9 protein-coding genes are annotated in these 12178 nt (G+C 70.8%); 6 read left to right on the forward strand and 3 right to left on the reverse strand.

What is annotated here, in order from left to right; genetic code table 11:
• Positions 1–142: 142 nt before the first annotated feature.
• The 5 genes from ACFQGU_RS00005 (at position 143) to ACFQGU_RS00025 (ending at position 6918) form a co-directional block, all read left to right on the forward strand.
• Positions 143–2599: a GcvT family protein gene (locus ACFQGU_RS00005; RefSeq protein WP_386763293.1), complete on the forward strand. Its 2457-nt coding sequence runs from the start codon at positions 143–145 to the stop codon at positions 2597–2599.
• A gap of 19 nt (positions 2600–2618) precedes the next feature.
• On the forward strand, positions 2619–3617 hold the full coding sequence (locus tag ACFQGU_RS00010; RefSeq protein ID WP_386763294.1) for a DUF2804 domain-containing protein: 999 nt from the start codon (positions 2619–2621) through the stop codon (positions 3615–3617).
• 98 nt (positions 3618–3715) lie between these two features.
• Positions 3716–5269: a YjjI family glycine radical enzyme gene (locus ACFQGU_RS00015; protein ID WP_386763295.1), complete on the forward strand. Its 1554-nt coding sequence runs from the start codon at positions 3716–3718 to the stop codon at positions 5267–5269.
• Positions 5241–5969, forward strand: a complete 729-nt coding sequence (locus ACFQGU_RS00020; RefSeq protein WP_386763296.1) for a radical SAM protein — start codon at positions 5241–5243, stop codon at positions 5967–5969. Before ACFQGU_RS00015 ends, ACFQGU_RS00020 begins: the two co-directional genes overlap by 29 nt.
• Positions 5970–6057: 88 nt before the next feature.
• Positions 6058–6918 carry a DUF5718 family protein gene (locus ACFQGU_RS00025; protein WP_386763297.1) on the forward strand — a complete coding sequence of 287 codons (861 nt, stop codon included), beginning with the start codon at positions 6058–6060 and terminating at the stop codon, positions 6916–6918.
• A 60-nt stretch (positions 6919–6978) separates the two neighbouring features.
• Here the strand turns inward: ACFQGU_RS00025 and ACFQGU_RS00030 are convergent, their stop codons facing one another.
• From ACFQGU_RS00030 to ACFQGU_RS00040, 3 genes are read right to left on the reverse strand one after another with little or no spacing between them, the layout of a single operon-like run.
• Positions 6979–7773 (reverse strand): succinate dehydrogenase/fumarate reductase iron-sulfur subunit, encoded by a 795-nt coding sequence (locus ACFQGU_RS00030; RefSeq protein ID WP_386763298.1) that lies wholly within the window; start codon positions 7771–7773, stop codon positions 6979–6981.
• A complete protein-coding gene (locus ACFQGU_RS00035) occupies positions 7773–9656 on the reverse strand; it encodes a fumarate reductase/succinate dehydrogenase flavoprotein subunit (protein WP_386763299.1) in 1884 nt (627 codons plus the stop codon). The genes ACFQGU_RS00030 and ACFQGU_RS00035 overlap by 1 nt, the downstream gene beginning before the upstream one ends.
• A gap of 23 nt (positions 9657–9679) precedes the next feature.
• A complete protein-coding gene (locus ACFQGU_RS00040) occupies positions 9680–10474 on the reverse strand; it encodes a hypothetical protein (RefSeq protein ID WP_386763300.1) in 795 nt (264 codons plus the stop codon).
• 376 nt (positions 10475–10850) lie between these two features.
• On the opposite strand from ACFQGU_RS00040, the gene ACFQGU_RS00045 reads away from it, so the two are divergent.
• Complete coding sequence (locus tag ACFQGU_RS00045) at positions 10851–12176, forward strand: M20/M25/M40 family metallo-hydrolase (protein ID WP_386763301.1); 1326 nt, start codon at positions 10851–10853, stop codon at positions 12174–12176.
• Positions 12177–12178: the final 2 nt, after the last annotated feature.

The following is a 12178-nucleotide window of genomic DNA, read 5'->3' on the forward strand; positions in this document are numbered from 1 at the left end:
CCCCCGACTCGATCCGCACCTGACGGCCCCGCCTCGTCCGAGGTGGGGCTGTCAGGTTCCCCGGGCCGCGCGCCGGGAGCCGCTGCTGACTCGCCGGTCAGTACGCCGCGTACGCAGCCACCGGTCCGCGTACGCTCCCGCCATGGCGGACCCCGTTCTCCCCTCCCGTGCCCGCGTCGTCGTGATCGGCGGCGGTGTCATCGGCTCCTCGGTCGCGTACCACCTCGCCGAGCTCGGCTGGACCGACACGCTGCTCCTCGAGCGCGACCGGCTCACCTCCGGCACCACCTGGCACGCGGCCGGGCTCATGGTGACCTTCGGCTCGACCTCGGAGACCTCCACGGAGTTCCGGAAGTACACGCGCGACCTCTACTCCCGGCTCGAGGCCGAGACCGGCCAGTCGACCGGCTTCTCACCGGTCGGCTTCATCGAGATCGCGACCGACGCCGCGCGCCTCGAGGAGTACCGCCGCGTCTCGGCGTTCAACCGCTACTGCGGCGTCGACGTCCAGGAGATCTCTGCCGGCGAGGTGGAGCAGATGTTCCCCATCGCCCGGGTCGACGACGTGCTCGCCGGCTTCTACGTGGCCGAGGACGGCCGCGCCAACCCGGTCGACGTCACGATGGCGCTGGCGAAGGGCGCGCGGCAGAAGGGCGCGACGGTGCTCGAGGGCGTGCCGGTCACGGCTGTCACGACCAAGGACGGCGCTGTCACCGGGGTGGACACGCCGTACGGCCATGTCGAGTGCGAGGTCGTCGTGAACTGCGCCGGAATGTGGGCGCGGCAGCTAGCCGAGCAGAACGGCGTCAACGTGCCGCTGCAGGCGGCCGAGCACTACTACCTCATCACCGAGGAGTTCGACGCGATCTCCAAGTCGTTCCCGGTGCTCGAGGACCCTGCCAACTACGGCTACTTCCGCGAGGAGGGCGGCGGCCTGATGGTCGGCCTCTTCGAGGCCGTCTGCGCGCCGTGGAAGGTCGACGGGATCCCCGACTCCGCGTCGTTCCTGGAGCTGCCGCCGGACTGGGACCGCATGGGCCCCTACCTCGAGGCCGCGATGAGCCGCATCCCGATGTCGAACGAGGTGGGCATCCGGAAGTTCTTCTGCGGGCCGGAGAGCTTCACGCCGGACCTTCAGCCCGTGGTCGGCGAGGCGCCCGAGGTGCGCGGCTACTTCGTGGCGGCCGGCCTCAACTCGATCGGGATCCTCACCGGTGGCGGGATGGGCCGCGCGGTCGCCGAGTGGGTCACCACCGGCCACCCGACGGTCGACGTCACAGGCTTCAACATCGACCGCCTGCACACCTACCAGCGCAACCCGGAGTACCGCGCGACGCGCACGGTCGAGAGCCTCGGCCGGGTGTACGCCACGCACTACCCGGACAAGCAGATGCAGACCGCGCGCGGCGCCAAGCTCTCGCCGCTGCACGAGCGGCTCGCGGCGCGGCGAGCGTGGTTCCGCGACGTCAGCGGCTGGGAGAACCCGGGCTGGTACGCGCCCGAGGGTGCCGAGCCCGACTTCGGCGAGCCCACCTTCGGCCGACCGTCGTGGTGGCCGTACTGGGAGGCCGAGCACCACGCCGCCCGCAACGACGTGATCGTGATGGACATGAGCTTCATGTCGAAGTTCCTCGTGCAGGGCGACGACGCCGGCGCGCGGCTCAACTGGATCTCCGGCAACGACGTCGACGGCGAGACCGGTGTCATCACGTACACCCAGTGGCTGGACGAGCTCGGCAAGCTGCAGGCCGACCTCACGGTGACCAAGCTCGCCGACGACCGGTTCTGGGTCGTGGCGTCGGACACCGCGCACCGGCACGTCGAGACGCACCTGAGGCGGCACTTCGCAGGCCACCACGCGTTCGTCACGGACGTGACCGGCGCCTACGCGCAGATCAACGTGCAGGGCCCGCGCTCGCGCGAGCTGCTGCAGTCGGTCACGACCGCCGACCTGTCGGACGAGGCGTTCCCGTTCCGCGCCGCGCGCGAGATCGACCTCGGCTTCGCGCGCGTGCTCTGCATCCGCATCACCTACCTCGGTGAGCTGGGCTACGAGCTCTACGTGCCGGCCGAGCAGGCGGTGCACGTGTACGACCGGCTGGTCGCGGCCGGGCCGGCGTACGGGCTCCGGCACGCGGGCACCAAGGCGCTCGCGAGCCTGCGGATGGAGAAGGGCTACCGCGACTACGGGCACGACATCGACAACACCGACACCGTGCTCGAGGCCGGGCTCGGCTTCGCCGTCGCGCTCGACAAGCCCGGTGGATTCCTCGGCCGCGACGCCGTGGCCGCGCAGAAGGCGGCGGGGCCGTTGCGCAAGCGGCTCGTGCAGGTGCTCGTCGACGACCCCGAGCCGCTGATGTTCCACGCCGAGGTGATCAGGCGCGACGGCGTGCCTGTCGGGTACATCCGAGCGGCGTCGTACGGCTTCACCCTCGGCGGCGCGGTCGGTCTGGCGATGATCGAGGCCGACGAGCCCATCGACGCCGCCTGGATCTCGGCGGGGTCGTGGACGGTGGAGATCGTCGACCGCGAGTGGCCGTGCACGGTCTCGCTGCGGCCGCTGTTCGACCCCGCCAACGAGAAGATCAAGCGCTGACCGCCGTACGGTGGCGGGCGTGACCGAGCGCGAGATCACCGGGCCCGTCGACCTCTGCACGCCGAAGGGCCGCGTCAACCGCGACGCCGTGGGGTGGACGCGGCAGCCGCTGCACCGCACCGCGGTGCCGGGCTGGGGACGCACGAAGCGCTGGGAGTACTGGGGCGTCATGACGCCGTCGGTGTTCGTCGGGCTCACGGTGTCCTCGCTCGACTACGCCGGCGTCGAGGCGGTGTACGTGCTCGACCGCGCGACCGGCCGCGAGCACGTGCACGAGGCGGTCGTGCCGCTCGCCCGCGGCGTGGTGCTACCCGATCGTTGCGGCACGGGCCGTGCGTCGGCGTCCGCGAAGGACCTGCGGATCGAGCTCGTCGAGGTAGCGGGCGGCACGCACATCAGCGCCACCGCCCCGGGGATCGAGGTCGACGTCGTCGCCGCGCTGCCCGAGGGGCACGAGCGCATGGGTGTGGTCGTTCCGTGGTCCGACACCCGCTTCCAGTACACGGTGAAGGACGTCGGGCGGCCGGTCTCCGGCACGGTCGTCGTCGACGGCGCTCAGCACGAGGTGGGTGGCGCCGGCTCGTTCGGGGTGCTCGACCACGGCCGGGGGCGGTGGCCGTACTCGCTCACGTGGAACTGGGGCGCGGGCCACGGCACAGTCGACGGACGCGGCATCGGCGTCCAGGTGGGCGGCCTCTGGACCGACGGCACCGGCTCGACCGAGAACGCCCTCGTGGTCGACGGCGTCGTGCACAAGGAGTCGGGCACCTTGCGGTGGGAGTACGACCGCGCGGACTGGCTGCGGCCCTGGCGGATCCGGACCATCGACTCCGACCGTGTCGATCTGGCCTTCACCCCGCGGCACGAGCGGGTGGCGCGCACCAACCTGCTCGTGGTCGCGAACGAGACGCACCAGTGCTTCGGCACCTGGTCGGGGTGGATGAGCACCGACGACGGCGAGCACGTCCGCGTGGACGGCGCCGAGGGTTGGGCCGAGGAGGCCCGCAACCGCTGGTGAGGCAAGCCTCACCTGATCGCCTGTGCTGCAACGGGAATCACGTGCCCGAATGCCCGATCGCGCAGCCGTGGAAGGCCAGCCGCACCTACTCTGGACTCATGGACATGTCCGAGGTACGCACGCGCGCCCGCACGCTCGTCGACAGCCCGGCGCTCACGTACAAGCAGCGCGTCCAGGCGCTCGCCGGCCTCGCCGAGGAGACGCTCGACCCGCCGCCCACCTCCACCGCTGTGACCGACGCGCTCGCGACCGGGCTCGTGTGCGACATCGGCGAGGGCCATGCGCCGTACCGGCCCCGCTACCTGCTGCCCGACTACCCCAAGGCGCTGCGCCAGGGCTCGGAGTTCCTCGGCCTGAAGCCGCCGACCGACCTCTACGAGGCCGTCGCGTTCCTGCTGTCGATGTACTCCCAGGTTCCGTCGATCACCGGCTACCCGGTCTACCTCGGCGACGTCGACTCGCTGCTCGAGCCGTACGCCGAGGGCGTCGACGACGAGACGCTCACGAAGATCCTGCGGCTGATGTGGGTCACGATCGACCGGTCGCTGCCCGACGCGTTCACCCACGCGAACCTCGGGCCGGACGACTCGCGCGTCGGCCGCACGATCCTGGCGCTCGAGCGCGAGCTGCTGCAGACCGTGCCGAACCTGACGCTGAAGGTGGACGCCGAGCGCACGCCCGACAGCCTCGTGCTCGACGCCGTCCGCACGGTGTTCGCGTGCGGCAAGCCGCACTTCGTCAACCACGCGATGATGACTGCCGACCTCGGGCCCGACTACGGCGTCGTCTCCTGCTACAACTCGCTGCGCGTCGGCGGGGGCTCGCACACGCTGGTGCGGCTCAACCTCGCCGAGTCCGCGCGCCGGAACGTCGGCGGCGTCGACGACTACCTCGCCGCCACGCTGCCCGAGCACGTCGCCGTCACGGCCGAGCTCATGGCCGCGCGCATCACGTCGCTGGTGGAGCAGGCGCAGTTCTTCGACCACAGCTGGCTCGCCGACGAGGGCCTCGTGCACCTCGACCGGATGTCGGCGATGTTCGGCGTCTACGGCCTCGCCGAGTGCGTCGACTCGCTCGTCGCCGCCGGTGGCGGCACCGGCCGCTACGGGCACGACGCCGATGCCACCGCGCTCGGGTGGCGCATCGTCGAGCGGGTCGCCGAGCTCGTCGCCGCGACCCCGCTCCCCTACTGCGAGGGCAACGGCGGCCGCGCGTTCCTACACTCGCAGTCCGGCATCGACTCCGACCTCGGCGTCACCGCCGGCACGCGCATCCCCATCGGCGACGAGCCCCCGCTGTACGAGCACCTCGCGGCCGTCACGCCGAACCACAAGTGGTTCGCCTCGGGCGTGAGCGACATCCTGTCGTTCGACGACACTGCCGTGCGCAACCCGCAGGCATGCGTCGACGTCGTACGCGGCGCTCTGGCCACCGGAATGCGCGACGTGACGTTCAACCTCGACAGCAACGACTTCATCCGCATCACCGGCTACCTCGTGCGCAAGAGCGACCTCGCCAAGCTCGAGGCGACCGGCGTCGCCCGTCATGGCAGCGACGTCCTCGCGGCCGGGTCGGTGGCGAACTCGCACTCGGACAAGCGTGCGCCGAAGCGGGTGATCAGCCATGAGTCAGCCCCTCGGGCTGCTGGCTGACGTCGTCCCGTTCTCCTGGGTCGACGGGCCGGGCAACCGGTTCGCCGTGTTCCTCCAGGGGTGCAACCTCGACTGCCTGGTGTGCCACAACCCGCACACGATGCCGCTGCAGACGCCGCTCGCCCGGTCGGTGACTGTGGCCGAGCTCGTCGACGAGGTGCGTCCCCAGGCGCCGTACCTCTCGGGCGTGACCGTCTCCGGCGGCGAGGCGACGCTGCAGGCACCGTTCGTGGCCGCCTGGTTCGACGCGCTGCGCGAGGACCCGGCCACCGCCCACCTGACCCGCTTCGTCGACAGCAACGGCTGCGCCGACGACGAGGTGTGGGACCTCCTGCTCCCGCGCACCGAGGGCGTGATGCTCGACCTCAAGGCGCTCGACCTCGGCACCCACCTCGAGCTCACCGGGTCGTCGAACTTCCCGGTGCTGCGCAGCCTCGACCGGCTCGCGCTCGCGCACAAGCTCGCAGAGGTCCGGCTGCTCATCGTGCCGGGCCGCAACGACTCCGAGGAGACGCTCCGCCGCACCGGCGCGTACGTCGCTGCCCGGGCACCCGGTGTGCCCGTGCGCGTCATCGGCTTCCGGCCGCACGGCGTACGGGCCGCAGCGCGGTCCATCCCCGAGCCGACGCCCGAGGAGCGCGCCCACTACGGCGCCTGGGTCGCCGAGTCCGTCGGCGCCGACCTCGTCACCGTCGTCTGACGCGATTTGGTAGTGGTTTCTCGCAGCAGAGCGCGAGATTCCACTACCGAATCGGGCGTTGGTACGAGCGGCGATTACGCTCTCGACCATGCTGATCGTCGACGCGCACGAGGCGCACACCTGGTTCGGGTTCGGCGTCGCCGGCAACTTCGCCGGCCACCTCGAGCAGGCGGGCGAGGCGGGCGACTTCGTGTCGGTCACGGCGCCCGAGAACGCGCCGAAGGGCATCTTCCCCTTCTACGTGCCGGGCAAGGACTCGTACCTCGGCACCTTCCCGATCTCGTCCGACGCCGTGCAGCTGCCGGAGTCCGACACCCCGCTCAACCTGCAGATCGAACCGGAGGCCGGCCTGCTCTGCCACGTCCACTACGGCGAGGACGGCAGCGTCGAGCGGCTCGCACCGTATGCGATCGGGGCGTTCAACGACTGCTCGATCCGCCGCCCTGACGCCAAGAAGCTGAGCGAGAAGAAGAACTGGGGCCCGGCGTCCAAGGGCCTCGCCGCGCGCCTGCTCACGGTCGACGACCTCGGCCCCGCCGGAGGCACCGCCGAGCTGCGCATCGCGAGCTTCCTGCGCCGCGCCGGCGAGGCGCACGCCTACGGTCTCGACTCCCCCGTCGTCGGCTACTCGTACTACGGCGACGTCCTGCTCGACTGGATGGTCGAGCGCCTGCACCACCAGAAGGGCGCGCCCGAGACGCCGCTCGAGGACGTCGGGCAGTACCTCCTCGACGCCGGCCGCCCCGCCACGGCCGTGATCGGCATCGGCGCCACGCGTTACACCGAGGTCGGCGAGAGCACCTACCTCGAGGACGGCGACCAGGCGATCGTGATCGTGTACGACGCCGACGCGAGCACGCCCGAGCAGGTCGCGGCCGCGGTCGCCGCAGGCACCGAGGACGACCTCGAGCATGCCTCGGTGCTGCGCCAGACCGTCCGCACCGCCTGAGCAGCACCTGACGCACGAGAGCCCCGGCCGCATCGGCCGGGGCTCTCGAACGTCCAGGGACTAGCGCGGGGTGCTGCCGCCCGGCGTCGCGCCCGGCTTCTCGCGCTTCTCGTTCTTCCGGAAGAGCGACGCCACCGAGAAGATCGGGTCGTACTTGCGGTCGGCGACGCGCTCCTTGAGCGGGATGAGCGCGTTGTCGGTGATGTGGATGTGCTCGGGGCAGACCTCGGTGCAGCACTTGGTGATGTTGCAGTAGCCGAGACCGTGGTCCTCCACGGCGACCTCGCGACGGTCGGCCGTGTCGAGCGGGTGCATGTCGAGCTCGGCGATGCGCATGAGGAAGCGCGGGCCGGAGAACGTGGTCTTGTTCTCCTCGTGGTCGCGCACCGCGTGGCACACGTTGTTGCAGAGGAAGCACTCGATGCACTTGCGGAACTCCTGGCTCCGCTCGACGTCGACCTGCTGCATCCGGTAGTCGCCCGGCTCGAGGTCCGCGGGCGGCGCGAACGACGGCACCATGCGGGCCTTCTCGTAGTTGTACGAGACGTCCGTGACGAGGTCGCGGATCACCGGGAACGTCCGCAGGGGCGTGATCGCGATCGTCTCGTCCTCGGTGAACGTGTTCATGCGCGTCATGCACATGAGCCGCGGCTTGCCGTTGATCTCCGCGCTGCACGAGCCGCACTTGCCGGCCTTGCAGTTCCAGCGGACGGCGAGGTCAGGAGCCTCGGTCGCCTGCAGACGGTGGACGATGTCGAGGACGACCTCGCCCTCGTTGACCTCGACGGCGAAGTCCTGCAGCGCGCCGCCCTCGTCGTCGCCGCGCCATACCTTGAACTTGGCGGTGTACGTCATCAGTGGGCACCCTTCGGGAGCTCGGCCTCGGTGAGGTACTTCTTCAGCTCGCTGACCTCGAAGAGCTCGATGAGGTCCTCGCGCATCGGCGGGATCGGCTGGCGCTCGATGGCGACGCCGTCGCCCTCCGCGCGGCAGACGATGTTGACCTGGCGCCACTCAGGGTTCATGCCCGGGAAGTCGTCGCGGGTGTGGCCGCCACGGCTCTCGGTCCGCTCGAGCGCGGCCTTGGCGACCGACTCGCCGACCAGCAGCATGTTGCGCAGGTCGATCGCGAGGTGCCAGCCCGGGTTGAACGCCCGGCCGCCCTCGACCTTGGCGTTCTGCACGCGCACCTTGAAGTCGTCGAGCCGCTCGAGCGCCTCGACGAGCTCGGCCTCGGTGCGGATGATGCCGACGAGGTCGTTCATCGTCTGCTGCAGCTCGGCGTGGATGACGAACGGGTTCTCGCCGCTCTCGATGTTGAACGGGAGCAGCGCCTCGGCCTCGGCCTCGGCCAGCATCTCGTCGGTGACCGCGGGCCGCGAGCCGCCGAGCCGGTCGATGTACTCGGCAGCACCGAGCCCGGCGCGACGGCCGAAGACCAGCAGGTCCGAGAGCGAGTTGCCGCCGAGACGGTTCGAGCCGTGCATCCCGCCGGAGACCTCGCCTGCGGCGAACAGGCCGGGGAGCTTGGTCATCTCGGAGTCGGGGTCGACCTCCACGCCACCCATGACGTAGTGGCAGGTCGGACCGACCTCCATCGGCTCCTTGGTGATGTCGACGTCGGCCAGCTCCTTGAACTGGTGCCACATCGACGGGAGCTTCTTGCGGATGACGTCGGCGGGCAGCCGGCTCGACACGTCGAGGTAGACGCCGCCGCGGGGGGATCCACGGCCCGCCTTGACCTCGGAGTTGATCGCGCGGGCGACCTCGTCGCGGGGCAGCAGCTCCGGAGGCCGGCGGTTGTTGTCGGGGTCGGTGTACCAGCGGTCACCCTCCTCGGGCGTCGTCGCGTACATCGCCTTGAAGACGTCGGGGATGTAGTCGAACATGAAGCGCTTGCCCTCGGAGTTCGTGAGGACGCCGCCATCCCCTCGCACCGACTCGGTGACGAGGATGCCCTTCACCGAGGGCGGCCAGACCATGCCCGTCGGGTGGAACTGGATGAACTCCATGTTGAGCGTGGTCGCGCCGGCCTTCATCGCGAGGGCGTGACCGTCGCCGGTGTACTCCCACGAGCCGCTCGTGACCTTGAACGTCTTGCCGATGCCACCGGTCGCGAGCACGACGGCAGGTGCCTCGAAAAGGACGAAGTCGCCGGTCTCGCGGTAGTAGCCGTAGGCGCCGGCGGCGCGGCCGTCGGCGGTGAGCAGGCGGGTGATGGTGACCTCGGCGAAGATCTTGATGCCCGCCTCGTAGTCACCCGTCGCGCGGAAGTCGTCCTGCTGCAGCGAGACGATCTTCTGCTGCAGCGTGCGGATCAGCTCGAGGCCCGAGCGGTCGCCGACGTGGGCGAGGCGCGGGTACTCGTGGCCGCCGAAGTTGCGCTGGCTGATCTTGCCGTCGGGCGTGCGGTCGAAGAGCGCACCGTAGGTCTCCAGCTCCCAGACTCGCTGCGGCGCCTCCTTGGCGTGCAGCTCGGCCATCCGCCACGAGTTGAGGAACTTGCCGCCGCGCATGGTGTCGCGGAAGTGGACCTGCCAGTTGTCGTTCGAGTTCACGTTGCCCATGGCCGCGGCGATGCCGCCCTCGGCCATGACGGTGTGGGCCTTGCCGAACAGCGACTTGCAGACGATGGCGACGCGCTTGCCCAGGAGTCGCGCCTCGATCGCGGCGCGCAGACCGGCGCCACCGGCACCGATGACGACGACGTCGAAGGAATGGCGCTCGAGCTCGGTCATGAAGGGGTTCCTTTACGCGGCCGTCAGAAGGAGATGTGCAGGTCGGTGCTGAGGATGCCGGACGCCAGCAGGTAGACGTAGAAGTCGGCGAGCACGACGGTGCACAGCGAGATCCACGCCCACTTCATGTGGTGGGCGTTGATGCGCGACACGAACGTCCACATCTTGTAGCGGACGGGGTGCTTGGAGAAGTGCGTGATCCGGCCGCCGACGGCGTTGCGGCAGGAGTGGCACGACAGCGTGTACATCCACAGGGCAGCGGCGTTGACGCACAGGATGATCGTGCCGAGGCCGATGTAGCCCCAGCCGCCCTCGGGCTTCCGGAACGCCGCCACGGCGTCGATCGTCAGCATGATGTTGAGGAGCAGCGCCAGGTAGAACGTGTAGCGGTGCATGTTGTTGAGGATCAGCGGGAGGCGGCGCTCACCGGTGTACTTGCCGTGGGGCTCGGCGACGGCGCAGGCCGGCGGCGACATCCAGAACGACCGGAAGTAGGCCTTCCGGTAGTAGTAGCAGGTGAACCGGAACGTCAGCGGGATCCACGCGATCAGCAGCGCCGGGGAGAGCGTCCACCACGAGATCGGGCCGGCGGGGATGGCGCCCGGGTCGCAGGTGGTGACCAGGCACGGCGAGTAGTACAGCGAGACGTACGGCTCGAACACGTAGTACTGACCGCTGAACACGCGCCAGGCGGAGTACACGACGAACGCCGTGAGCGCGAGGAACGTGACGAGCGGCTGGATCCACCAGCGGTCCGTCCTCAGCGTCCTGACGTCGATCTTCGCGCGTCCTGGTGCGTCGACACCGGTGCTGGCCATGCGGCTCCCTGCCCGTTCTGCGTGAGTCGAGTTCGCGGGTCAATCCGTGGGCGAGTGTGCCAGGACCATGCCCCCCATGGGCCCCATACCCCGGCAAGCCGGAGGGGTCCGTGACACACGCCACAAGGCTCCGCGGAGCGGCGCCTCGGACGAGGCGGCGGGGCGTGGAGCCGGCGACGGGTCGAGCGGGGCGGAGCAGGCCCCGAGAACCCGCCGGTCCGGGAGCACCCGGTCCACCGGGTCACAGGTTCCTCCTGGCACGGCGTCCCTGCCAGCCAGGGACGCCGTGAGGTCCGTCACCGTCGCGGGACGCCGTCCCGCCCTGCGGCACGGGCCCCCGGTGGGTTCCCCCGCCCGCGGCCCCTAGCGTGCTCCCATGGCCCCCACCACCAGCCCGGACGCGCTCGGCGCCGACGCGGTCGACCTCGCCGTCCGTCTCATCCGCGTCGACTCGACGAACGGGAACGAGACCGCCGCGGCCGAGCTCCTGGCCGAGCACCTCGAGGGGTGCGGCGCCGAGGTCGAGCTCGTCGCCCGCGACCCGCGCAGGGCCAACCTGGTCGCCCGGCTGCGCGGCACGGGCGCCGGCCCGTCGCTGGCGTTCGTGGGCCACCTCGACGTGGTCCCGGCCGACGCGCGCGACTGGACCCACCCACCGTTCGCCGGCGTGGTCGACGACGCCGGCGTGCTCTGGGGTCGCGGCGCGGTCGACATGAAGAACGAGGTGGCCTCCCGCACCGCGGCGTTCGCCTCGCTCGCCCGCTCGGGCTGGCACGGCACGGGCGACCTGCTGCTCGTCATGGTGGCCGACGAGGAGGACGGCTCGGCCGAGGTCGGCATGAACTGGCTGGTGAAGGAGCGCCCCGACATCGCGACGACGTACGCGCTCAACGAGGGCGGCGGCCTCGCCTTCGACCTCGCGGACGGCCGCCGGATCGTCGAGGTCGCCATCGGCGAGAAGGGCACCTGCCCGGTGCTGGTCGAGGCCGTCGGCGAGGCCGGCCACGCCTCGATGCCCGGCATCGGCGACAACGCCGTCGTGATCCTCGGCGAGATCCTGCGCCGGGTCGGCAGTGGCGTCGGCGAGCCGGTGGAGCACCCCGCCGTACGCCGGATGCTCGAGGCCCTGCTCGGCGCCGACGAGGTGGCCCGGCTCGGGCTGGTCGGCTCGGTCGAGGCCGCAGCAGCCCTGCACGAGACGTGGGAGCACGCCATGCCCGCCCTCGCCGGCACCACGATGGCGCCGACGATGCTGCACGGCTCGGCCGCGCGGAACGTCATGCCGGGCCGCGCCGGGGTGGAGCTCGACTGCCGGACCCTGCCAGGCACGACCGACGAGCAGGTGCTCGCCGCAGTCCGCGCCCGCCTCGGCGACGGGGTCGCCTACGAGCTCTCCTTCGCCGAGCCCGCCGTCCACGGGAACTCCTCCGCGGCCGAGGGCAGGCTCTGGGACGTCGTCAGCGCCTACGTGAGCGAGCACCTCGGCGGCGTGCCGCTGCCCGTGCTGTGCACGGGCTTCACCGACTCCGTCTACCTCCGCCGCGAGTTCGGCACCGAGGCGTTCGGGTTCAACACCTACGTCTCGACGCCGACCGTGGTCGTCGAGGAGGGGTTCCACAACCGCGACGAGCGGATCCACGTGGACGACATCGCGCTCTCGGCGGCCTTCCACCTCGACGCCGCACGCGCGCTGCTCGGCTGAGC

The sequence above is a fragment of the Longivirga aurantiaca genome, assembly GCF_042660085.1.
Lineage (GTDB): Bacteria > Actinomycetota > Actinomycetes > S36-B12 > CAIYMF01 > Longivirga > Longivirga aurantiaca.